The organism is Amycolatopsis sp. NBC_01488, from assembly GCF_036227105.1.
Taxonomy (GTDB): domain Bacteria; phylum Actinomycetota; class Actinomycetes; order Mycobacteriales; family Pseudonocardiaceae; genus Amycolatopsis.
Genome location: NZ_CP109434.1, coordinates 1,588,849 through 1,610,384, shown reverse-complemented (window position 1 = coordinate 1,610,384; position 21,536 = coordinate 1,588,849). Strand labels below are relative to the sequence as shown.

The following is a 21,536-nucleotide window of genomic DNA, read 5'->3' as shown; positions in this document are numbered from 1 at the left end:
TGGAGGTCGCCATGACCTCCAGTCTCCTTCGCGCCCAGGTCGACATCGACCTCGACGCGATCCGCCACAACCTCACCCTGCTGGGCGTCCGCGCGCCCGGCGCCGAAGTGATGGCCGTGGTCAAAGCCGACGCCTACGGCCACGGCGCGCTGCCGGTGGCGCGCGCCGCGGTCGAGGCCGGGGCCGGCTGGCTCGGCACCTGCTCGCTCGGCGAAGCCCTCGCCTTGCGCGAAGCCGGAATCACGACCCGCCTGTTCAGCTGGCTGGACACCCCGGACGTCGACTTCGCGCCGGGCATCGAGGCGGACGTCGACCTCGCGGCCAGCTCCCTGGGTGAGCTACGCCGCATCGCGGCCGCCGCGAAACCGGGTACCCGGGCCCGTGTGCACCTCAAGATCGACACCGGGCTCTCGCGCAACGGCTGCCCGCCCGCCCGCTGGGCCGAGCTGGTGGCAGCGGCGGCCGCCGAACCGCGGGTCGAGGTCGTCGCGATCTGGTCCCACCTCGCGTGCGCGGACGAGCCGGACCACCCGGCGACCGACCTCCAGGCCAAGCGGTTCGCCGAGGCCTACGACGTCGCTCGGGCGGCCGGGCTCGATCCGAAGCGGCACCTGGCGAACTCCGCGGCCCTGCTCACCCGGCCGGACCTGCACTTCGACATCGTCCGGCCCGGCATCGCGATGTACGGGCTCAACCCGGTGCCGCAATCCGAAGACCTGCGCCCGGCCATGACGTTCCGGTCCGCCGTCGCGCTGGTCAAGCGCATCGATGCCGGGGAGTCGGTGTCGTACGGGCACACCTGGACGGCCGAGCGCGACACGAACCTCGCGCTGGTCCCGGCCGGGTACGCCGACGGCGTCCCGCGGTCGCTGTCCGGGCGGATGGACGTGTGGCTCGGCGGACAGCGACGGCCGGTGGCCGGGCGCGTCTGCATGGACCAGCTGGTCGTCGACTGCGGCGACCACGAGCCCGCCGTCGGCGACGAGGTCGTCCTGTTCGGCCAGGGGACGCACGGCGAGCCGACGGCCCGGGAATGGGCCGACAAGCTGGGCACCATCGACTACGAGATCGTCACCTCGATGTACCGCCCGCGGGTCCGGCGCCGGTATCTGGGGGAGCGCTCATGACACCTTCACGTCGACTGCTGGCCATCGCCGGCGGGGTCGGGGCCATCGCCACCGGGACCGCCGCCGCCGCTATCGTCGCCGCGCAGCAGCGGCGGCACAGTGAGGATCCGTACGTGGACGAGCCGCTGGGGGAGCTGAAGCCGGACCGTGCCTCCACGGTCGCGGCCGAGGACGGCACGCCGCTTTCGGTCGAGGAGATCGACCCGGAAGACGGCGGCAAGCCGGAACTGACTGTCGTGGGGGTGCACGGCTTCGCGCTTTCGCGGCGCTGCTGGCACTTCCAGCGCCGCGACCTGGCGAAGCTACGGCTGCCTCGCGTGCGCCAGGTGTACTACGACCACCGCGGCCACGGCCTGTCCGGCGCGGCTTCGGCGGAGAACTCGACGATCGAGCAGCTCGCGCGCGACCTGGACTGCGTGCTCCGGTCGGTGGTGCCGGAGGGGCCCATCGTGCTGATGGGGCACTCGATGGGCGGCATGGTGATCATGGAGCTGGCCGCGGAGTTCCCCGAGCTGTTCGAGGATCGCGTGTGCGGTGTCGCCTTCATCGCGACCGCGGCGGGCGAAGTGGGCGCACGCGGGCTGCCGCGCTCGCTGCTCTCGAAGTACAACCCGCTGACGCGCGCCGCGGGCGGTCTCGCCGGCTGGCAGCCGGGGCTGGTGGAATTCGTGCGTGCCGCGGGCGGGCAGCTGACCCGGCAGGCCGTGCGGCGCCTGGCTTTCGGCAGCCGCGACGTCGCGCCGCGGCTCGTCGACTTCATGCTCGAAATGCTCGAGGTGACGCCGGTCCGCGGGCTCGTCAACTTCGTCGACACGCTCGGCAGCCACAACCGGTACGCCGCGCTGGCCGGGCTGAAGCACGCGGAAGTGCTGGTCATCGGCGGCGACTCGGACCGGTTCACGCCGTTCTCGCACGCCGAGCGGATCGCGGCCGAGCTGCCCGACGCGGAGCTGGTGCGCGTCCGCGGCGCCGGGCACATGGTCCTGCTCGAGCAGCCCGAGCTGGTGAACAGCCATCTGATCGATCTCCTGCAACGCTGTTCCGGTGTGGACGGCGAATCTTCGTCCCGGCGAAACTGGTGGTGGCAGCGTTGAGCATGGTTTTTCCCACGCCCGAAGAGACGATGGCGTTCGGGCGGGCGCTTGGCCGCGTCCTGCGCGCCGGTGACCTGGTGCTCCTGGCCGGGCCACTCGGCGCGGGCAAGACGACGCTGACCCGCGGCATCGCGGACGGCCTCGGCGTCGGCGGCCGCGTCAGCTCTCCGACGTTCGTCCTGGCCCGCGTCCACCCGGCGGGTCCGGCGGGGGTGCCGCTGGTGCACGTGGACGCGTACCGCCTGGGCGGCGACCTGTCCCAGCTGGACGACCTCGACCTGGACACGGACCTGGAGCGCTCGGCGATCGTGGTCGAGTGGGGCGAGGGATCGGCGGAGCGCCTGTCGGACGACTACCTGGTGGTCCGGCTGGACCGCCGCGAGGACGACGTTCGCGAGGTCACCCTGGAGCCGCACGGCACCTGGGCGGACCGGACCGCGGAGCTGCTCAACCCGGCCCGCCAGGGCTGACGACCGCCCGGGCCACGCCCAGGTCCACCAGGTCCTGGGGCCGCAGGTGCAGTTGGTTGGCGATGGCCGGCACCTCCGAAGCCGGGCGCTTCAGGATCGCCGCCGCGGCTTCGGGGGACGTCACCGAGAAATACGCGTCCGGCGCCACCCACGTCGACTCGGGTGCCGCGAACGCCAGCGCTCCGCCGGAGCCGCCTTCGCCGATCACCAGCGTCGTCACCGGGACCGAGGCCGTCGCGACGGCCTCGAACATCTCCGCGATGGCGCCGCCCGCGCCGGCCTGCTCCGCCGCCGCGTCGTTGGCCGCGCCCGGGGTGTCGACGAGGGTCAGCACCGGGATTCCCAGCCGGGACGCGAGCCGCACCAGTCGCGCGGCCGTCCGGAAGCCCGACGGGAGGGTCGGCGTGCCGCACTGTGCCGCGTACGCGATCGTCCGGCCGTCACGCCAGCCGAAGCCGCACGAAACTCCGGGGTCGACGCCGCCGCTGCGGTCGCCGCTGACGTCTTCTCGCCACTCGAAGTACGCGTCGAGGTACTCCCGCGCCCGAGCCCGCCGCGGCGAACGGGCCGCCTGGACCGCTTCCCAGCCGGTTTCCGGCAACGCGGCCGGCCGCAAGGCCGAAGGTGGCGGAGCCGCCGCCGACGAATGGGCCGTCAGCAGCCGCAGCCACCGTTCCAGGACCGGGCCGAGTTCGTCGGGGGAGACGATCGCGTCGACCTGCCCCCACTCGTACTTCGCCTCGGCCGTGTACGCCTCCGGGGAGCCGGCCGGCCGCACCCGCGAACCGGCGAACCCGACCTGCGCTTCCGGCAGCGCGAGGATGACGTCGGCACCCGCGCCGAGCGTCGCCCAGCCGCCGCCGGTCGTCGGGTCGCGCAGCACCGAGAGCTGTGGGATGCCCTCGGACCGCGTGCGGGCCGACGCCCGCGCCACCCGCTGGAGCTGCATCAGCGCCCGCATCCCTTGCTGCATGCGGCTGCCGCCGGTGGAAACCAGCGACACCACCGGCAGCCGCGCGGCACGGGCGTGCGCGAACGCCGCCTCGATCCGGTCGCCGGTCCGCTGCCCGAGCGACCCGCCGAGGAACCCGAACTCGAACGCGATCAGCACGGCTTCGACGTCGCCGATCTTCGCCGTCCCGCAGACGACGGACTCTTTCTCGCCGGTGCGCTCTTCCGCGCTCGCGCGGGCTTCGCGGTAGCCGGGCCAGCCGATCGGCCCGTCGGCCGGCTCGTCGCGCAACGGCGTGGGGAACTCCGCGAAGCCGTTCGCGATCGCGCCGACGACCTCGCGCGCCGGCTGCCTAGCCACCGAGGGCCCGCTTCATGACCTTGCCCATGTCGTTGCGCGGCAAGGCATCCAGGTACCGTACGACTCGTGGACGCTTGTGCGGCGCGAGCAGCTTGGCGACGTGGTCGGCCAGCTCCTCGGCCGCCGGCGGCTCACCGGACGGCACGATCCACGCGACGATCCGCTCGCCGAGGTCGTCGTCCGGCTCGCCGGTGACGGCCGCTTCCGCGACGCCGGGGTGTTCGAGCAGTGCGTTCTCGATCTCGCCCGCGCCGATCTTGTAGCCGCCGCTCTTGATCAGGTCGGTCGCCTTGCGCCCGACGATCTTGACGTACCCGTCGGTGTCACGTGTGGCCATGTCGCCGGTGCGGAACCAGCCGTCGTCGAACACGGCCGCGGTCGCGTCCGGGCGGTTGAGGTATTCGGTGAACAGGTTGGGCCCGCGCACCTGGATCTCACCGACGCTCTCGACGTCGTCGATCGTTTCGCCGCCTTCGCCGACCAGCCTGAATTCCACACCGCGCAACGGGACGCCGACCGTGCCGGGCTTGCGCTCGCCGTCCGCGCGGACGCTGGTGTTCATCAGCGTCTCGGTCATGCCGTAGCGCTCGACGACCTGCTGGCCGGTCGCTTCGGTGATCCGCTGGTGGTCGTGCACCGGCAGCGCGGCCGACCCGGAGACGAGCAGCCGCGCGCTCTTCAGCGCCTCCGCCAGCGCGGTGTCCGTCCCGACCTCGGCGGCGATCCGGTGGTACATCGTCGGCACGCCGAAGAGCATGGTCGCGCCGGACGCCAGCTCGTGCGCGACGCCCTCGGTCGAGAACCGGCCGAGGTGGCGCACCGAGCCGCCGCGGCGCAGCGGGCCGAGGATGCCGAGGATCAGGCCGTGCACGTGGAACAGCGGGAGCGCGTGCACCAGTGTGTCCTCGTCAGTCCAGCCCCAGGCGTCTTCGAGGGCGTCCAGTGTGGTCGCGATCGACCGGCGAGGGAGGACGACGCCCTTCGGCGGTCCGGTGGTGCCCGAGGTGTAGACGATCAGGGCGGGTGTCTCGGCGTCCGGTTCGTCCGCGAGGAGCGCTTTCCCGCCGGTCAGGGGGATGTCCAGGCGGGGGAGGGCGGCCAAGCCGGGCGGCAGCTCGACGCCGGGTTCGGCCAGCACCAGCCGGGGTTCGCTGTCGGCGAGGATGTGCGCCAGCTCGCGCTCGCCGATCTTCGGGTTGAGCGGCACGGCCGGGACGCCGGCGAGCAGCGCGGCGACGACGGCGACGCCGGTGTAGATCGTCGGGGTCGCCCAGACGGCGACGCGGCCGCGGGGGAGCCCGGCCGCGAGACCACCGGCGACCGCCGCGAGCTCTTCGTAGGTCAGGGCCTGATCGCCGAACCGGAGGGCTTCCTTGCCCGAAGCTGACGTGAGGGTGGGGAACATCGGGTCGGGCACCGCGGGGACCTCCCAGTATCAAACTCGCTCCGCACGTTACCGTGCGGATCCGTCCCCTGCAGCAAGCGGCCGAAGGCCCTGGTCGTAGGCTGGGACACCGTGTTGGTACTGGCGATCGATACCTCGACCCCGGCGGTGACCGCGGGCGTCGTCGCGGTGGACGACGACGGCGTCGAGACGCGCGGCGACCGGATCACGGTCGATCCCCGCGCCCACGGCGAGCTGATCACGCCGCACGCGCTGGCGTCCGCCGAAGCCGCCGGGGTGACCCTCAAGGACCTAGACGCGATCGTCGTCGGCGTCGGCCCCGGCCCCTTCACCGGCCTGCGCGCCGGGATGGCGACGGCCGCCGCGTTCGGGTACGCCCTCGGCATCCCGGTGTACCCGGTCTGCAGCCTCGACGCGCTCGCCGCCGACGTCGCCTCGGGCGACAGCGCGTTCCTCGTCCTCACCGACGCCCGCCGCCGCGAGGTCTACTGGGCCGCCTACGACGCCACCGGCCACCGCACCGACGGCCCGCACGTCCAGCGCCCGGCCGACCTGGAGACCGACGTCAAGGTCGCGGCCGGCGACGGCGCGGTGCTGTACGCCGCCGCGCTCGACGTCCGGCCGATCGAGCCGCGCTTCCCCTCGCCCGCCGGGCTGGCGAAGGCCGCTCGCAGCGCGTTGCTGGCGAAGGAAACACCCGCGCCGCTGACGCCGTTGTACCTCCGCCGTCCCGACGCCGCCGAGCCGACGGCGCCGAAACGGGTGACCACGCCGTGAGACTCGAGCCCCTGCGCCGCCGGGACATCGCCCGGTGCGTCGAGATCGAGCGGATCCTCTTCCCCGGCGACGACCCGTGGAGCTCCCGCGCCTTCCACTCGGAGCTGGACGCGGGCAACTTCTACCTCGCCGCGCGCCCGGACGAGGGCGACGAGCTGCTCGGGTACGCCGGGCTGGCCGTCGTCGGCCGGCGCCGCGGCGAGTACGAGGCGACCGTGCACACCATCGGCGTCGCGCCCGAGCACCAGCGTCAGGGCATCGGCAAGGCGCTGCTGCGGGCGCTGCTCGAGCGGGCCGACGAGTTCGAGGCGCCGGTGTTCCTCGAGGTCCGCACGGACAACGACTCGGCTCTCGCGCTGTACGAGAGCCACGGCTTCGAACGGCTCGGCATCCGGAAGCGCTACTACCAGCCCTCCGGCGCCGACGCGTACACGATGGTCCGCCCCGCGCGGACGCGAGACGAGGTGGCGGGCTGATGTCACGCATCATCATGGGCATCGAGAGCTCGTGCGACGAGACCGGCGTCGGCCTGGTCCGCCTGCACGACGACGGCACGGTCGAGCTGCTCGCCGACGAGGTCGCCTCCAGCGTCGAGCAGCACGCCCGCTTCGGCGGCGTGGTGCCCGAGGTCGCGAGCCGCGCGCACCTGGAGGCGATGGTCCCGACGACGTCGCGCGCCTTCGAGAAGGCCGGGCTCGCACTGTCCGATGTGGACGCCATCGCGGTGACGGCCGGGCCGGGCCTGGCGGGAGCGCTGCTCGTCGGCGTCTCCGCGGCGAAGGCGTACGCGACGGCGCTGGACGTGCCGCTCTACGGCGTCAACCACCTGGCCGGGCACATCGCGGTCGACACGCTGCAGCACGGGCCGTTGCCCACGCCGTGCCTGGCGCTGCTGGTATCGGGCGGGCACACGCAGCTGCTGCGCGTCGACGACATCGCGTCCTCGATCACCGAGCTGGGGTCCACTGTGGACGACGCGGCCGGCGAGGCGTACGACAAGGTCGCGCGCGTGCTCGGCCTGCCGTACCCGGGCGGCCCGCCGATCGACAAGGCGGCGAAGAACGGCGACCCGGCGGCGATCGCATTCCCGCGCGGCATGACGGGCCCGCGCGACGCGAAGCACGACTTTTCCTTCTCCGGCTTGAAGACGTCGGTGGCGCGGTGGGTGGAAAGCGCCGAGCGGCGCGGCGAGCAGATCCCGGTGGACGACGTCGCGGCGTCGTTCCAGGAGGCGGTCGCGGACGTGCTGACGATGAAGGCGATCCGCGCGGCCAAGGAGCAGGGGATCGGCACCATCGTGATTTCCGGTGGGGTGGCGGCGAACTCGCGGCTGTCGTCGCTGGCGGCCGAACGCTGCGAAGCGGCGGGGATCGAGCTGCGGGTGCCACGGCCGCGCCTGTGCACGGACAACGGCGCGATGATCGCGGCACTGGGCGCCCACGTGGTGGCGGCCAAGCGCCCGACGGCGGCGCTCGACTTCAGCGCGAACCCGGCGCTCCCGGTGAACGTGGTCTCGCTCTAGTACCGGTCGTGAGTGAGAAACAGTGTTCTAACGCTGTGCGCTGTCTCAGGACATATCGGACAGATATGTCTCAGGACTTTCCGGACAGTTTCTGGTTGGTGAGGCGTTGGTAGCGTACCGAGCGGTCTAGCGTGAGTTGGCGGGCGACCGTGTCGTCGACCATGACGGTGACGCGGTCGCCTTGCCAGTAGACGGTGGCGGCGTGCCCGGCCCAGGTGCGTCCCAGGACGATGGAGCAGCCGGAGAAGGCGATCACGCCGGTGGCGGAGACGGGGCGGGTGGTGACGCCGCTGGGCCGGCGGGGCCCGGTGGCGGGGGTGGCTTTGGGGCGGGCGTCGTAGCGTTGCTGGGGTGTCTGACCGTCGAGGCTTTGGTGGCGGCGGTTGTTGTACTCCTGTCGGTATTCGTCGAGAAGCTGTTGCAGGGCAGCAAGGTTCTTGGCGGGTGGTCGGGCGGCGAGCCATTTCTGCAAGGTCTGGTGGAGGCGTTCGTTTTTGCCGCAGGTCTGCGGGTGGTGCGGGGTGGAGGCGATGCTGGTGACCCCGAGTTCGGCGAGGTGGCGTTCCAGTTCGACCATCCAGCCGCGGTGGCGGCCGGTGAAGGCGAGCCCGTTGTCGGACAGGAGTTTTACAGGTACGCCGTAGCCGGCGAAGGCGTGTTGTAGCGCGGTCCAGGTGTCGGCGGTGGTTTCGCCGGGGGCGGCGTAGGAGCCGACGTCGAGGCGGGAGTGGTCGTCGAGGATCTGGAGGATGCAGACCTTGGTGCCGTCGGCGAGGTGGTGCTCCATGCCGTCGATCTGCCAGCAGCCGTTGGGGTCGGCGTAGGTGAACCGGCGCCGGGTCCGGGGTTTCTTGCGCGGCTGCGGGACGATCTGGCCGTGGGCGCACAGGATCCGGTGGATCGAGGCCCGCGACGGGACCGGGGTGACCCCGGCGTCCTTCAGCCGCCAGCGGATGGAGATCGGGCCGTTGTCGAGGCCTGCCTCGGCCAGTTCCTTGCGGGCCCGCAGCACCGCCTCGGCCACCGCCGCGCTGAGGGTGCTGGGGCGGTGGTGCGGGGCAGTGCTGCGGCGGGTGAACCCGCTGGCTCCCTCCGTGCGGAACCGGGTTACATACTTGTAGAAGGTGTCCCGGGACACGCCGTGCTCGTGGCAGAACCGCGCCACGTTGATCTTCTCGCCGTGAGCGGCCTGCGCGACCGCGGCGACGAACTCAGGATCCATCGAAAACCCTGTTCTGCCCATCGCCGCATGATCACCACAAAAGCCCTGGTCACTACGCCGACAGGCCGATCAGTGTCCGCGATGTCCTGAGACATCAACTGTCGGCGATGTCCTGAGCTGCGGCACAGTGTTCTAACCCTGTTTCTCACTCACGACCAGTCTTGGCCTAGGAAGCCGCGGCGTGCCGGCGAGCCGGGGACCCGACGCCGAGCAGTTCCTCGATCGCGGCCACCGCCAGCACGGCCGCATTGCCTTCGCCGTAAGGGTTTCCCACCTGGGCTGGGCGCAGCTCGCCGCCCAGCAGGCGGGCCGCGGTGTCGGCGATCCGTGACGTGTCCGTGCCCACCAGCCACGCACAGCCCGCCTCCACGACCTCGACCCGCTCGGTGACGTCGCGCAGCACCAGGACCGGCGTGCCGAACGTCGGCGCCTCCTCCTGGATGCCGCCCGAATCCGTCAGCACCAGCGACGCCAGCCGCAGCGCGCGGACCAGGTCCGGGTACTCCAGCGGGTCCGTCACGGTCACGCGCGGCAGCCCGCCGAGCGCCGCCTCGACCTGGTCGCGGAGCTGGGGGTTCGGGTGCGCCGGGAACAGCACCTGCACGTCCGGGTGCTCGGCGACGATCAGCTGCACCGCGGCCAGCGTCCGCTCCAGCGGCTCGCCCCACGACTCGCGCCGGTGCGACGTCACGAGCACCAGCCGCTCGCCCGCCTCCGCGATCTCCATCTCGAGCAACGCCAGTGCCGTGTCGCGGGCCGGGAGGTCGCGCGCCGCGATCTCCAGCACGGCGTCGACGATCGTGTTGCCCGTGACCGCGATCCGTTGCCGCGCCACGCCTTCCGAGCGCAGCTCGGCCGCCGCGCCGAGGGTCGGCGCCAGGTGCAGCGCCGCCAGCCGGGACACCATCTGCCGCGCGCCCTCCTCCGGGAACGGCGCGGCGAGGTCGTGCGTGCGCAGCCCGGCTTCGAGGTGCACCACCGGGATGCCCAGCCAGAACGCGGCCAGCGCGCCGGCGAGCGTCGTCGTGGTGTCGCCCTGGACGACGAGCGCGGCCGGGGCGAAGCGGCGCAGCACGTCGTCGAGCGCGGGCAGCAGGCCCGCGACGAGCTCCGCCTGACCGCCGGTGACGCGCGGCGGCACGTCCAGCCACACGTCCCCGACCAGGCCGAACGGCGCCAGTGCCTGCTCGACCATGCCCGCGTGCTGCCCGCTGTGGACCAGGATCGGCCGCAGGGCCGGGTGCGCGTCCAGTGCCAGCGCGAGCGGCGCGAGCTTCAGCGCTTCCGGCCGGGTCCCGGCCAGCAACATCACATCCACGCCGCGGTGCTCCTTCTCCACATGGTCCAGTGTCCAGGAAATCTCCGGCATCGGGCCGCCGGCGTGCGAGGGGCACACGCCGGCGGCCCTCCTCTCAATCCCGCGCCCGGGAGAGGCGGCGGTTGCGGCGGTGGATGGCGATCAGCGCGACGGTCCCGAGCAGGACCAGGAGCACGCCGACGGCCAGCCACCACCCGACGTCGGCCCCGGTGGCGGCGAGGGTGCCCACCCCGCCACCGGCCACGCCGACGCCCGCACCCGGCATCTTGTACATCCCGGCCTCGCTCAGGCCTGCGCGGAGCGACGGCGGTAGATGCGCGTCCCGACCGGCACCGCGACGGCGCCGAGCAGGCCGAGCCCGATCCACAGCCCGGCCCCGGACGCCAGCGGCATCGGCGGCGCGGCCGGGCCGCAGGTCGCCGACGACACGATGACGTCACCCGAGCCGAGCCCGCCGACCACCCCGCCGAGCAGCTTCAGGTGCAGGGCGTTGACCGTGAGGCTGCCGTCCTTGTTCTTGATCTGCTCGTTGAGGATGACCGTCGCGATGGTGACGCCGGCGAGCCCGACCTTGACCTGGGTGTTCGGCGCGGGGTTGGCGTCGACCGCGCCGACGCTCCCGAGGTCCGCGCCGACCAGCGTGGTGCTGCCCTTGACGCCTTCCTGGGTCGCCGTGCAAACCGCCTCGACGGCCTTGACCCCGACGTTCCCGAGGGCCTTGAGCACCGGCAGGCCGACGTCGGCGGTGCTCGCCTTCGCCGTCACCGCCCCGGAGTCGTCGTCGCGCTTGGCCTCGGTGTTGATCACGCCGGTGGTCAGGATCCCCGGCAGGTTCACCTTCGCCAGGCTGCTGCTCGTCGGGCCCGCGGTGTTCGCGGCGGCGAGCGGACCCGCCTTGACGGCCGGCTGGCCGAGCAGGGTCACGTCGACGTGCACGCCGTACGCGGACCCGTCGCCGGGCGCGGCCGAAGCGGGCGCCGCGCCGGCGAGCACGACGCTCGCCACGACCGCGGCGAGCAGGCCGCCGCGGCGCACGAGGGAGCTCTTCATCAACTGGTCCTCCGAATTCGCTGGGTTTCCCTGGAGTTCGCGTGACGGCGGCGCGGATCGAACCGGCTTGCCTCGAGTCGGCACGCGAATCGACTATCGCGAAGAGCGGCCGGAATAGCACACGAAATTTTCCGAATCACCGGATCGGGTATTCCCCGACGTTGTTTTGGCTGGTCGTCACGACATCACCCGGTCGGCCTAGCAAGTTCGCCGCGGATTCTGCCGAATGGCCGGCCAAACCACACCTCCGGGTGGAACCGCGGGCGTTCATGACTTACGCTCGCTCGGGGTCCGCAGCTTGATCGAAGAATCGACACCGAGAGGACCGTCGTGGCCGTAGCGAGCGCTCCGAACTCAGGCATGGCAAGGTTTCCGCTGGTCATCGCGCTCGGCGCGCTGGCCGCCGCGGGAGCCGCGGTGGTGCTGGGAGAGCGGTTCTACCGCGAACTGGAAGTGCGCCTCGCCGGCGCGATCCTCGACGTCGTCACTACATCGGGTGTTTATGTCGCGCCCGATCGCGAGTCCGTTTACTTTGGGTTGAGCGGTGCTAGTCCATTCGGGTTGAGAATGACGCCGGAATGTTCTTCGGCGTTCCTTTTGCTGCCGCTGCTCGTTGTGACGATGATCATGCTGTACTTCCGGCCCGGCAATGCCCGGCGCCTGTTCTTTTCCCTCGGCATTTCCGCGCTCGTCGTCGTGCTGGTCAACCAGCTGCGCATTCTGACGATCGTCGGGCTCGTCCACGGTTTCGGCACCGACGAGGGCTACTACTGGGGCCACACGCTGCTCGGCTCGATGGTCAGCGTGTTCGGCGGCGCGGTCTCGCTCGTCCTGTTCGTCTGGCTGTCGACGCGGAAGAAGCAGGCATGAGCGGCAAGGTCCTGCTGGCGATCACGCAGGCGTTCGCACTCACGATGAGCGTGGCGTTCCTGGTGTACGTCGTCGTCATCGTCGTGCCGTACCTGCGCCGCAGGCCCGGCCCGGTCGGCGATCCGGCGGACTTCACGTGGCACTTCTTCGTGCCGTGCCGCGACGAGCAGACGGTCATCCGCGAGACGATCCGCTACCTGCGCACGACGTTCCGCAAGGCGCACGTCTGGGTCGTCGACGACGACTCCGAGGACCGCACCGCCCGCGTCGTCCGGATGCTGTGGCGGCGCCACGGCGGCTACGACCCGTACCTGCACCTGGTGCCGCGCGTGCGGCCCGAAGCCCGGACCGGCAAGGGCGACGCCCTCAACGCCGCCTACCGGGCGCTGAACGACTGGATGGGCCCGGACGCGCGCCGCGACGACGTCGTCGTGGTGGTCGTCGACGCCGACGGCCGCCCGGCGCCGAACTGCCTGGAGGTCTGCGCGGCGGACCACCTCTTCGGCGACCCGGAGACCGGCGCGGTCCAGCTGGACGTCCGGATGAGCAACGTCGAGACGCCGCCGCCGTCGCGCAACCCCGTGGGGCGCTGGTTCGGGCTCAAGCTCGCGCAGCTGCAGGACCTGGAGTTCCGCACGGCGATCGCGGCGATCCAGACGTCCCGCGGCTTCACCGGCACGATCTCCATGGGCGGCAACGGCCAGTTCACCCGGCTCACCGCGCTCGACTCCATCGCGGGCCCGGACGAACAGCCGTGGCGCGGCTCGCTGCTGGAGGACTTCGAGCTGGGCGTCCACCTGCTGACCGAGGGCTGGCGCACCGGGTTCACGCCGGACTCCCATGTGGCGCAGGAAGGTCTGTACAGCCTGCGGCGGTTCCTGGTGCAGCGCACGCGGTGGGGCCAGGGCACCATGCAGTGCGCGCGGTACCTGCGGCGGATCTGGGACTCGCCGCACGTCAGCACGCTCGGCGCGGCGGAGATGATGTACTACCTGGCCCAGCCGTGGCTGCAGCTGCTCGGCTCGCTGCTGTACCCGATCCCGTTCGTCCTGCTGGTGGTGAGCACCGCGGGCGACCCGGCGCAGATGTGGACGTGGTTCACCGGCGGCGCCTGGATCCTCTTCGCCATCTACGGCTCGTTCGGGCTGCTGCCGTTCCTCGTCTGGGGGCCGATCTACCAGCTGAAGTGCCTGCGCAGCCGCAATGTGCTGCGCGGCATCGGCCTTGGCTTCGCGTACGCGGCCTACATCTACACGTTCTACGTGACGTCCTGGCGCGCGTTGTTCCGGCTGATCCGCGGCCGCAACGGCTGGGCGAAGACCCGCCGCAACACCGAACCGGCGGCCGGGGCGAAGGTCGCGCTCGACGCGTGAGCGCGACCTCCGCGCTCGATCAGAAGGCCGGGAGGATCCGGACGTCGTCCGCCTTGACGAACGCGATCCGGTGCCCGAACTGGATCTGGACGTACTTCAGCTTGCCCTTCACGACCACGTGGTCGGCCTGGTCGAACGTCACCGCGTAGTAGTACTCCGAGCCGACCGTCCCGGCCGAGGAGTACTTCTGCCCGGCCGCCAGCGTGTACGGCAGCGGCGTGATCGCCTGCACCGGCACGTTCGCCGGGTAGGCCTCGGGCTCGGGATAGGCACGGCCGTAGACGGGCACCGTCGCCAGGCCGGGCTTCGGCGTCACGACCCAGCCGATCGCGGGCTTCGCGACGCGGGCGCCACGCGGGTTGTGGAACCAGCCCTTCTGGCCGAGGTACCAGATCGCCGTCCAGTCGCCGCTGACGTCGGCGACGGCGTACTGCTGCCCGGTGGCGACGCGGCTGCCGACGTCGGCGACGCCCATGGTGGACGGTGTGCCGTTCGGGTGCAGGCCGACGTCCTTCAGCAGCGGCGAAGCGTCATTCGGCTCCGAGTGCAGCACGACGGCCTCGGAACCCCTGGCCGGGCAAGGGGTTCCGGCCGTGTCGCAGCCGGTGAACACGGGCTGGTTCGTCGCGAAGTCCGGGTCGATGGTGACCAGCGACGAGCCGGGCAGCCCGAACCCGCCGAGCGGCGCGCCCAGCAGGTCGAAGTAGTGCGACCAGTCCCAGTAGGGGCCCGGGTCCCAGTGCATGCCGGCGATGGTCGACGGGACCGTGCCGGGCACGTTGTCGTGGCCGATGATGTGCGCCCGGTCCAGCGGGATGCCGTACTTGCGCGCGAGGTAGCCGACGAGCTTCGCGCTCGAGCGGTACATCGCTTCGGTGTACCAGGTGCCCTTCGCGGCGAAGCCCTCGTGCTCGACGCCGATGGACTTCGCGTTGACGTACCAGTTCCCGGCGTGCCAGGCGACGTCCTTGGTCGGCACGTGCTGCGCGATCAAGCCGTCGGCCGAGCGGACGGTGTAGTGCCAGCTCACGTAGGTCGGGTCCTGCGCGAGCTTGAGGACGTTGTCCCAGTAGCCCTCGGTGTCGTGGATGACGATGTGGTCGATCTTCTGGCTGACCGGCCGGTTCGCGAGGTCGTGGTTGCCGTAGTCGTTGTTCGGCAGCTCCTGGTAGGGAGCGGGGACGGACTCGCAGGCGACGGTCCGCGGGCACTCGACGTCCGCCGGGTTCCCGGCGTGCTGCGGCACTGTCGTGTCCGGAGTGGCGGCCAGGGTGACCTGCTGGCCGTCGTCGGTGGTCCGGGCGACACCGGTCTTGATGGTGTCGAAGACCTCGTCGGCGAAGGTCTGGGCGGCGTCTCCGGTGGACCCGCTGTACCGCGCGACGGCGTCGTACCAGCCGTTCTGCCCGGCGTGGTACTTCGCGAGCAGGGCGGCGCCGCCGCGGATGTTCTGGGTGGGGTCGCTGCGCAGGGTCTCGGCTTTCTGGCCGGTGAGCTGCGCGGCCTCGTCGACGGTCTGCAGCCCTTGCGGTGGCGCGACGGGCCCGGCCTCCGGGTGCAGCGGGGGCCGGGCGTCGTCGCCACGCGGGTCCTCGGTGCCTTCGTCGTGGTGGCTGGTCGCCACCCCGGCTTCCCGCACGTCGGTGAGGTGCATCGGCCCGTAGCCGGCGGCGGTGCTGGGCGTCCCGGCGTTGGTGTCCCACCGCGACTCGAGGTAGGAGACGCCGAGCAGGACGTTCTCCGGGACACCGAACTCGGCGGCGGCCGCGGCGAAGTCCCGCTGCCGCTGTTCGGTGGCCGCTTGAGCGGGCGCGGCGGCCAGCCCGGCTGCAAGCGAAACAGCGGCGGCGAGGACCGCCGCTCTGGAGAGGGAATGTGCGGACATGGGCATAAACCCCCAGGGTTCAGGTGCCAGACGTGAGAACCTAACCAGAAACTCACGCCGGGGGTAAGAGCCGCGTCCGACCTGCTGAAGTGCGAGGGGCGTGAACCTTCGGGTGGACCCTGGTTGCACGGCTGGCACTCACGTGGCTAGAGTGCTAATCGCACGGCCCGACAGCCCCGGCACCCGCGACGGCGGGGGTGGTAGGAGCCGTAATACATCCTGCCGACGCTTTCGACGACCGTGGAGGTCAACCCGGTGAGCGTGAACATCAAGCCGCTCGAGGACAAGATCGTTGTCCAGACGAGTGAGGCCGAGGAGACGACCGCTTCCGGCCTCGTCATCCCCGACACCGCCAAGGAGAAGCCCCAGGAGGGCAAGGTTCTGGCCGTGGGCCCGGGCCGGATCGACGACAAGGGCAACCGCGTCCCGCTGGACGTGAACGTCGGTGACGTCGTCATCTACTCGAAGTACGGCGGCACCGAGGTCAAGTACAACGGTGAGGACTACCTCATCCTGTCCGCCCGCGACGTGCTGGCCGTCATCAACTGACGTCCGCTCGCAGCGCATGACGCCCCGGGCCCCGCACAACGCCGGGGAGCGGGGCGTTCTTGCGTTCCAGACCCACCGAAAGGTAAGCGGAAACCGCTATGCCCAAGCAGATCAGTTTCGACGAGGACGCTCGTCGCGCGCTGGAGCGCGGGGTGAACAAGCTCGCCGACGCGGTCAAGGTCACCCTCGGCCCGCGCGGTCGTCACGTCGTGCTCGACAAGAAGTTCGGCGGCCCGACCATCACCCTCGACGGCGTGACCGTCGCCCGTGAGATCGAGCTCGACGACCCGTTCGAGAACCTCGGCGCGCAGCTCGCCAAGAGCGTCGCCACCAAGACCAACGACGTCGCCGGCGACGGCACCACGACCGCGACCGTGCTCGCCCAGTCGCTGGTGAAGGTCGGCCTGCGCAACGTCGCGGCCGGCGCCAACCCGACCTCGATCGGCCGCGGCATCGAAGCCGCCGCGGAGAAGGTCATCGAGGTCCTCAAGGCCAAGGCCACCCCGGTCAAGGGCCGCGAGAACATCGCCCAGGTCGGCACCGTGACCTCCCGCGACGCCAACATCGGCGCCCTGCTCGGCGAAGCCGTCGAGAAGGTCGGCGAGGACGGCGTCATCACCATCGAGGAGTCGTCGACCCTGGCGACCGAGCTGGTGATCACCGAGGGCGTCCAGTTCGACAAGGGCTTCCTCTCGGCGCACTTCGCGACCAACCCGGAGGAGCAGAAGGCGATCCTCGAGGACGCCTACATCCTGCTCGTCCGCGAGAAGGTCTCGTCGCTGGCCGAGCTGCTGCCGGTGCTCGAGAAGGTCGTCGAGGCCAAGAAGCCGCTGCTCATCATCGCCGAGGACGTCGACGGCGAAGCGCTGTCCACCCTCGTGGTGAACTCGCTGCGCAAGACGATCACCGCCGTCGCGGTCAAGGCGCCGTTCTTCGGCGACCGCCGCAAGGCGTTCCTGGACGACCTCGCGGTCGTCACCGGCGGCGAGGTCATCTCCGCGGAGATCGGCCGCAAGCTGTCCGACGTCGACCTCGGCGCGCTGGGCAAGGCCCGCCGGATCGTCGTCACCAAGGACGACACCACGATCGTCGACGGTGCCGGCACCAAGGACGCCATCGCCGGGCGGGTCGCGCAGATCCGCAAGGAGATCGAGACGACCGACTCCGACTGGGACCGCGAGAAGCTGCAGGAGCGGCTCGCGAAGCTCGGCGGCGGCGTCGCCGTCATCAAGGTCGGCGCGGCCACCGAGACCGAGCTGAACGAGCGCAAGCACCGCATCGAGGACGCCGTGGCTTCGACCAAGGCGGCCGTCGAGGAGGGCATCCTGCCCGGCGGCGGTTCGGCGCTGGTGCACGCGGTCAAGGAGCTCGACGGCTTCCTCGGCCTCGAGGGCGACGAAGCGACCGGCGTCAAGATCGTGCGCGACGCGCTGTCCGCCCCGCTGTTCTGGATCGCGACCAACGCGGGCCACGAGGGCGCGGTCATCGTCAACAAGGTGCGCGAGCAGAGCTGGGGGCAGGGCTTCAACGCCGCCACCGGCGAGCTGACCGACCTACTGGCCGCCGGCATCGTCGACCCGGTCAAGGTGACCCGGTCCGCGGTGGCGAACGCCGCCTCGATCGCGCGTCTCGTGCTGACGACGGAGTCGTCGATCGTCGAGAAGCCGGCCGAGGAAGAGTCCGCCGCGGCGGGCCACGGCCACTCGCACTGATTTCCACGGAGAACGGGGCGGCACTCCTGCTGGGGTGCCGCCCCGTTCCGCGTCCGGAAAGCACGGAGGGCGGCACCCCACCCGGTGCCGCCCTCCGTTGTCTGTGGGGCGCTCAGCCGCCGGACATGCTGAGCGCGCGTTTGTCGGACTTGATGAGGTGCTCTCGTTCGGACTCCGAAAGCCCGCCCCAGATGCCGTAGGGCTCGTGCACGGCCAGCGCGTGGCTGCGGCACATCTCCAGGACGGGGCAGCTCAGGCAGACCGCCTTAGCCCTGGCCTCCCGCCGTGCCCGCGCCGGGCCGCGCTCGCCGTCCGGGTGAAAGAAGGACGCGCTGTCCATCCCCCGGCACGACCCTTCGAGCTGCCAGTCCCACATGTCGGCGTTGGGTCCTGGGAGCCTGCGCGTGTCTGCCATCCTGACCGCCTCCGTCAATCGGTCGATGCCGCTAGCTGCTCTGCTGTGGTGCCGATACTCCATTCGGTGCAACGGCGGTAACGTTAGAAGCGCGCCAATAGTTGTTCAAGCGATTCGGGTCGATTCAGCCGTTAGGCATCCCCCGGATGTGTGAGCAGGGGTTTCGCCTCCGGTTGCCGACTGCGTTGTGTGCCTGGATATTGAGGCTCGTGGGAGCTGGGTCGGGTACCGAAGAACCCACCCTGCCGGTGGCCTCGGTCGCTCGCCGGCTCGGGGTCGCCCCGTCCACCCTCCGAACCTGGGACCGCCGCTACGGGCTCGGTCCGAGCAGGCACACCGACGGCCGTCACCGCCGCTACGGCAGCTCCGACATCGGCCGCCTCGAACTGATGCAGCGGGCGTTGCTGAGCGGCGCGTCGACGGCCGAGGCCGCGCGCTACGCCCTCGAGCAGATGCCGCGCACCGGCCCGCCCCAGCCGGAGGAACCCGAGGAACCTCCGGGGGAGGGCGCCGCCGACGGCGGCCTCGAGGTCCGTTCCCGCCTGGCCCGCCGCCTGAGCACGGCGGCGCTCGCGATGGACATGGGCGCGGTCCAGCGCATGCTCGCGGACACGATCGCGGAGCTGGGAGTGCTCCCGGCGTGGGCGGGCGTGATCGAGCCGGTGCTGTCGGCACTGGGCGCACGCTGGCGCGGCGCGAGCGCGGGCGCGGAGGTCGAGTACCTGCTGGCGGAGTGCGTGTTCGCGGCCCTGGTCCGCGCGACGCCGGTGCTGGACGAGCCCCGCAACACGCGCCCGGTGCTGCTGGGCTGCGTCCCGGAGGAGCGCGACTCGATGCCGATGTACGCACTGGCGGCCTCGCTGGCGGGCCGGCGCATCGGGGCGCAGCTGTTCGGGGTGCCGTTGCCGGCGGAGGTCCTGGCGGTGGCGGTCCGGCGAAGTGCCCCGGCGGCGGTGGTCCTGTGGGCGCACCGGCGCGGGGTCGCGGACACGCGGTTGTTCGCCCGGGTGTCGCGAGGCCGGCAGCGAAGCCGGTTGTTCGCGTGCGGACCGGGTTGGGATCCGGCGGGGCTGCCGGACAAGGTCGAGCTGCTGCTGGACCTGCCGAGCGCGGCGGACCGGATCGAGCACGTCCTGGTGGGCGCGCGCCGGTAGCGGCCTCGTTCCCCGCCCTTTGTCTGCGTTGTCCACAGGTCGGCCGCGTTGTGGACAACTTCGGCTGCCGAGCGCCGACGCGCCGGGTTTGTCGCACCTCGCCGATAGACTGGACCGGGGTCAGCCCCCAGGGACGGGTGGGGCATGCGGTCCGGGCGGGCGGCGGCATTTCGATCATGTTTTTGTCGGTGGTAACCGCTAGAAAGGACGGGTGCACGAACCCGCCCTGAGGGCTGCCGCGTTCGGGAGCGATCCGCTGCCCGATCCCGCCGTCACGCGCGGCGCCGGGAGCCCGCGGGAACGGCTGCTCGCCGCCATCGTGCTCGGCGCCCAGGGGCGGTACGCCGCCGCCGCGGCCCTCCTCGACGCGCTCCGGCGGGGGAGCGACCCCTTGATGGCTTCGCTGGCCGCCAGCACGCTCGCTGCCCACCGGAGGCAGCTGGGCGGCCACCGCCAGGCCCGCGCGCTCGACGGCGAGGCGTACGCCACAGCGGCCGGGCTCGCGGGCGGCTCGGCTCAGGACCTCCGCCCGGCCGGTCCTGCCCAGTCCAGCCCCGGCCCGGGCCGCGCCACCGCACCCGTCCGCGACCCTGATGGCAGCAGGTCACCCGTCCGCGGCTTGGGCGGCGTCACGTCACCTGCCTCCGGTCCGGGCGGCGTCACGTCACCGGTCGGCGTCCCGGACGGCGTCACCTCGCCCGCGCCCGGCTCGGGCGGCGTCATGTCACCCGTCCGCGCCCCGGACGGCACGACCTCACCCGTCCGCGGCCCGGACGGCGCTACGTCACCCGTCCGCGCCCTGGACTGCGTCACCTCGCCCGTCCCCGGCTCGGGGGGCGTCACGTCACCTGTCGGCGCCCCGGACGGCGCCACATCACCCGTCCGCGGCCCGGACGACACGACCTCACCCGTCCGCGACCCGGACGGCCTCGACGCGGCCGGTGCACGCGCCGATGCCCTCCTCGGCCTGGCCGCCGACAACCTCGCCCTCGGCGGCCTCGCCGCCGCCCGGAGGCTGGCCGCGAGAGCCGCCGAGGAGGACTCCGGGTGGCGGGCGACCGTCCGCGGCGGGTGGGTCGGTGCCGAGATCGAGCTCGCCGCAGGTCAGGGCGCCGCCGCCGTGCCCCATGCCGAGCGCGCTTTCGAAACCGCGCGAGCCCGGGGTGCGCGGCGGCACGCCGTGAAATCCGGGATTGTGCTGGCTGTGGCCCTGCGGGCTGCCGGGGCTCCCGATCACCGGGAGATTTCGGACGGGCTTGTCGGAAATGCGATGGCGACCGCCGAGGAATGCGAACTCCTTTCACTTTTGTGGCCGGCTGCCCTCGTGATGGCCGATCTGCGCCCAGGACACGCCGAGGAGTATCGATTCAGAACGGCAGAGGTGTTGCACGCAGTGTTACGAAGCGCAGATCCTTGCGGGAGGAGGATCGCGGGGGAATCGCCATGGGTCCCCGCCCCGGGTGGTTGAGCCGTCGGAATGGGGTGTTCCGGCATCCGGGCTAAGAAACTTCAAAAAAAGCCACCGGATCGTGTCAAGGTTCGGGCTAAAGCGTCCGATAGGGGAAGTGGAATGTCACCCGGCTGCAGGAAGGAAACCCCGTGACGACGGTCTTGATCTGCGACGACCGACGCAGTGTCCGCGAAGGGCTCACCCGAGTGATGTCCGCGGTCCCTGGGGTCAGTCGCATCGACTGCGTAGCGCACGGTGACGAGCTGCTGGCCCGGTACTCCCGTCAGCCCGTCGACGTCGTGCTGGTCGGGACGCAACGCGCGGTCCCGACAGGTGTCGAAGCCACCCGGCGGCTCGTCTCCGCGAACCCCCAGGCGAACGTCATCGTCTTCGGCGCCCCCGACGACGCGGGCAGCATCGCCGCCGCGATCGCCGGCGGTGCCCGCGGCTACCTCCGCTGGGACGCGTCCCGGCCGGAGCTGGTCGCCGCGCTGGCCCACACCCTGGCGAGCACCTCGGTGCCCGCGCCCCGTCAGCCGTCCGACCCGGGCGTCCAGCTGACCGAGCGCGAGCTTCAGGTGCTCCGCGGGATGAGCCAGGGCAAGAGCAACGGCCAGATCGGCCGCGAGCTCTACCTGTCCGAGGACACGGTGAAGACCCATGCCCGGCGGCTGTTCCGCAAGCTCGGCGTGCGCGACCGCGCGCAGGCCGTCGCGCACGGCTTCCGCCGCGGCCTGGTCAGCTGACCTGCCGCTCTCCCCGATCCTGACACGGCCGGAATACAGGTGACGACGGGCCAGGGCGCACCGCCCTGGCCCGTACCTGTGTGGT

22 protein-coding genes are annotated in these 21,536 nt (G+C 71.7%); 12 read left to right on the top strand and 10 right to left on the bottom strand.

The features are described 5' to 3' along the window. The first annotated feature begins 11 nt into the window (after positions 1–11). From alr to tsaE, 3 genes are read left to right on the top strand one after another with little or no spacing between them, the layout of a single operon-like run. A complete protein-coding gene (gene alr, locus OG738_RS07560) occupies positions 12–1,127 on the top strand; it encodes an alanine racemase (protein WP_329052383.1) in 1,116 nt (371 codons plus the stop codon). Next, positions 1,124–2,221: an alpha/beta fold hydrolase gene (locus tag OG738_RS07555; RefSeq protein ID WP_329052382.1), complete on the top strand. Its 1,098-nt coding sequence runs from the start codon at positions 1,124–1,126 to the stop codon at positions 2,219–2,221. Before alr ends, OG738_RS07555 begins: the two co-directional genes overlap by 4 nt. Continuing rightward, positions 2,218–2,691 (top strand): tRNA (adenosine(37)-N6)-threonylcarbamoyltransferase complex ATPase subunit type 1 TsaE, encoded by a 474-nt coding sequence (tsaE, locus tag OG738_RS07550; protein ID WP_329052381.1) that lies wholly within the window; start codon positions 2,218–2,220, stop codon positions 2,689–2,691. Before OG738_RS07555 ends, tsaE begins: the two co-directional genes overlap by 4 nt. On the opposite strand, the gene OG738_RS07545 is transcribed toward tsaE, so the two are convergent. Beyond that, complete coding sequence (locus tag OG738_RS07545) at positions 2,669–4,003, bottom strand: carboxyl transferase domain-containing protein (protein WP_329052380.1); 1,335 nt, start codon at positions 4,001–4,003, stop codon at positions 2,669–2,671. The genes tsaE and OG738_RS07545 overlap by 23 nt on opposite strands. After that, the gene (locus OG738_RS07540) at positions 3,996–5,420 is read right to left on the bottom strand and encodes an acyl-CoA synthetase (RefSeq protein ID WP_329052379.1); all 1,425 of its coding nucleotides are present in this window, start codon (positions 5,418–5,420) and stop codon (positions 3,996–3,998) included. The genes OG738_RS07545 and OG738_RS07540 overlap by 8 nt, the downstream gene beginning before the upstream one ends. Positions 5,421–5,519: 99 nt before the next feature. On the opposite strand from OG738_RS07540, the gene tsaB reads away from it, so the two are divergent. From tsaB to tsaD, 3 genes are read left to right on the top strand one after another with little or no spacing between them, the layout of a single operon-like run. Further along, positions 5,520–6,185, top strand: a complete 666-nt coding sequence (tsaB, locus tag OG738_RS07535; RefSeq protein ID WP_329052378.1) for a tRNA (adenosine(37)-N6)-threonylcarbamoyltransferase complex dimerization subunit type 1 TsaB — start codon at positions 5,520–5,522, stop codon at positions 6,183–6,185. Beyond that, positions 6,182–6,661, top strand: a complete 480-nt coding sequence (rimI, locus tag OG738_RS07530; RefSeq protein ID WP_329052377.1) for a ribosomal protein S18-alanine N-acetyltransferase — start codon at positions 6,182–6,184, stop codon at positions 6,659–6,661. The genes tsaB and rimI overlap by 4 nt, the downstream gene beginning before the upstream one ends. Next, the gene (tsaD, locus tag OG738_RS07525) at positions 6,661–7,707 is read left to right on the top strand and encodes a tRNA (adenosine(37)-N6)-threonylcarbamoyltransferase complex transferase subunit TsaD (protein ID WP_329052375.1); all 1,047 of its coding nucleotides are present in this window, start codon (positions 6,661–6,663) and stop codon (positions 7,705–7,707) included. Before rimI ends, tsaD begins: the two co-directional genes overlap by 1 nt. Before the next feature lie 70 nt (positions 7,708–7,777). Here the strand turns inward: tsaD and OG738_RS07520 are convergent, their stop codons facing one another. The 4 genes from OG738_RS07520 to OG738_RS07505 all read right to left on the bottom strand — a co-directional run bounded on the left by OG738_RS07520 (position 7,778) and on the right by OG738_RS07505 (position 11,297). Then, entirely contained in the window at positions 7,778–8,929 is a 1,152-nt protein-coding gene (locus OG738_RS07520) for an IS481 family transposase (protein WP_329045404.1), read from the bottom strand. Positions 8,930–9,095: 166 nt separating this feature from the next. After that, positions 9,096–10,247 carry a non-hydrolyzing UDP-N-acetylglucosamine 2-epimerase gene (gene wecB / locus OG738_RS07515; protein WP_329056601.1) on the bottom strand — a complete coding sequence of 384 codons (1,152 nt, stop codon included), beginning with the start codon at positions 10,245–10,247 and terminating at the stop codon, positions 9,096–9,098. Between the two features lie 94 nt (positions 10,248–10,341). Further along, positions 10,342–10,521 carry an LPXTG cell wall anchor domain-containing protein gene (locus tag OG738_RS07510; protein ID WP_329052374.1) on the bottom strand — a complete coding sequence of 60 codons (180 nt, stop codon included), beginning with the start codon at positions 10,519–10,521 and terminating at the stop codon, positions 10,342–10,344. An 11-nt stretch (positions 10,522–10,532) separates the two neighbouring features. Continuing rightward, a complete protein-coding gene (locus tag OG738_RS07505) occupies positions 10,533–11,297 on the bottom strand; it encodes a choice-of-anchor P family protein (protein ID WP_329052372.1) in 765 nt (254 codons plus the stop codon). A 360-nt stretch (positions 11,298–11,657) separates the two neighbouring features. On the opposite strand from OG738_RS07505, the gene xrtP reads away from it, so the two are divergent. Continuing rightward, positions 11,658–12,167 carry an exosortase P gene (xrtP, locus tag OG738_RS07500; protein ID WP_329056600.1) on the top strand — a complete coding sequence of 170 codons (510 nt, stop codon included), beginning with the start codon at positions 11,658–11,660 and terminating at the stop codon, positions 12,165–12,167. Beyond that, entirely contained in the window at positions 12,164–13,540 is a 1,377-nt protein-coding gene (locus OG738_RS07495) for a glycosyltransferase family 2 protein (protein ID WP_329052371.1), read from the top strand. Before xrtP ends, OG738_RS07495 begins: the two co-directional genes overlap by 4 nt. A gap of 19 nt (positions 13,541–13,559) precedes the next feature. On the opposite strand, the gene OG738_RS07490 is transcribed toward OG738_RS07495, so the two are convergent. Next, positions 13,560–15,425: an N-acetylmuramoyl-L-alanine amidase gene (locus OG738_RS07490; protein WP_329052370.1), complete on the bottom strand. Its 1,866-nt coding sequence runs from the start codon at positions 15,423–15,425 to the stop codon at positions 13,560–13,562. A gap of 255 nt (positions 15,426–15,680) precedes the next feature. Between OG738_RS07490 and groES the strand changes: the two genes are divergently transcribed. Beyond that, positions 15,681–15,974 carry a co-chaperone GroES gene (groES, locus tag OG738_RS07485; protein ID WP_004559922.1) on the top strand — a complete coding sequence of 98 codons (294 nt, stop codon included), beginning with the start codon at positions 15,681–15,683 and terminating at the stop codon, positions 15,972–15,974. Between the two features lie 98 nt (positions 15,975–16,072). Beyond that, positions 16,073–17,686 (top strand): chaperonin GroEL, encoded by a 1,614-nt coding sequence (groL, locus tag OG738_RS07480; RefSeq protein ID WP_329052366.1) that lies wholly within the window; start codon positions 16,073–16,075, stop codon positions 17,684–17,686. 112 nt (positions 17,687–17,798) lie between these two features. On the opposite strand, the gene OG738_RS07475 is transcribed toward groL, so the two are convergent. Beyond that, a complete protein-coding gene (locus tag OG738_RS07475; RefSeq protein ID WP_043792619.1) occupies positions 17,799–18,101 on the bottom strand; it encodes a WhiB family transcriptional regulator in 303 nt (100 codons plus the stop codon). A gap of 209 nt (positions 18,102–18,310) precedes the next feature. On the opposite strand from OG738_RS07475, the gene OG738_RS07470 reads away from it, so the two are divergent. Further along, on the top strand, positions 18,311–19,255 hold the full coding sequence (locus tag OG738_RS07470) for a MerR family transcriptional regulator (RefSeq protein ID WP_329052364.1): 945 nt from the start codon (positions 18,311–18,313) through the stop codon (positions 19,253–19,255). Between the two features lie 516 nt (positions 19,256–19,771). Here OG738_RS07470 and OG738_RS07460 read toward each other — a convergent pair. Further along, on the bottom strand, positions 19,772–20,098 hold the full coding sequence (locus OG738_RS07460) for a hypothetical protein (RefSeq protein WP_329057098.1): 327 nt from the start codon (positions 20,096–20,098) through the stop codon (positions 19,772–19,774). Between the two features lie 61 nt (positions 20,099–20,159). Beyond that, positions 20,160–20,492, bottom strand: a complete 333-nt coding sequence (locus tag OG738_RS07455) for a hypothetical protein (RefSeq protein WP_329057097.1) — start codon at positions 20,490–20,492, stop codon at positions 20,160–20,162. Between the two features lie 362 nt (positions 20,493–20,854). Here OG738_RS07455 and OG738_RS07450 point away from each other — a divergent pair, with 362 nt between their 5' ends. Beyond that, positions 20,855–21,451, top strand: coding sequence for a response regulator transcription factor (locus tag OG738_RS07450; protein WP_003073605.1), 597 nt, complete (start codon positions 20,855–20,857; stop codon positions 21,449–21,451). Positions 21,452–21,536 lie beyond the last annotated feature (85 nt).

Coding starts and splice junctions, on each gene's coding strand:
- alr (WP_329052383.1), top strand. CDS start 12: ATGACCTCCAGTCTCCTTCGCGCCCAGGTCGACATCGACCTCGACGCG.
- OG738_RS07555 (WP_329052382.1), top strand. CDS start 1,124: ATGACACCTTCACGTCGACTGCTGGCCATCGCCGGCGGGGTCGGGGCC.
- tsaD (WP_329052375.1), top strand. CDS start 6,661: ATGTCACGCATCATCATGGGCATCGAGAGCTCGTGCGACGAGACCGGC.
- OG738_RS07520 (WP_329045404.1), bottom strand. CDS start 8,929: ATGGATCCTGAGTTCGTCGCCGCGGTCGCGCAGGCCGCTCACGGCGAG.
- OG738_RS07510 (WP_329052374.1), bottom strand. CDS start 10,521: ATGTACAAGATGCCGGGTGCGGGCGTCGGCGTGGCCGGTGGCGGGGTG.
- OG738_RS07505 (WP_329052372.1), bottom strand. CDS start 11,297: ATGAAGAGCTCCCTCGTGCGCCGCGGCGGCCTGCTCGCCGCGGTCGTG.
- xrtP (WP_329056600.1), top strand. CDS start 11,658: ATGGCAAGGTTTCCGCTGGTCATCGCGCTCGGCGCGCTGGCCGCCGCG.
- OG738_RS07495 (WP_329052371.1), top strand. CDS start 12,164: ATGAGCGGCAAGGTCCTGCTGGCGATCACGCAGGCGTTCGCACTCACG.
- OG738_RS07490 (WP_329052370.1), bottom strand. CDS start 15,425: ATGTCCGCACATTCCCTCTCCAGAGCGGCGGTCCTCGCCGCCGCTGTT.
- groL (WP_329052366.1), top strand. CDS start 16,073: ATGCCCAAGCAGATCAGTTTCGACGAGGACGCTCGTCGCGCGCTGGAG.
- OG738_RS07475 (WP_043792619.1), bottom strand. CDS start 18,101: ATGGCAGACACGCGCAGGCTCCCAGGACCCAACGCCGACATGTGGGAC.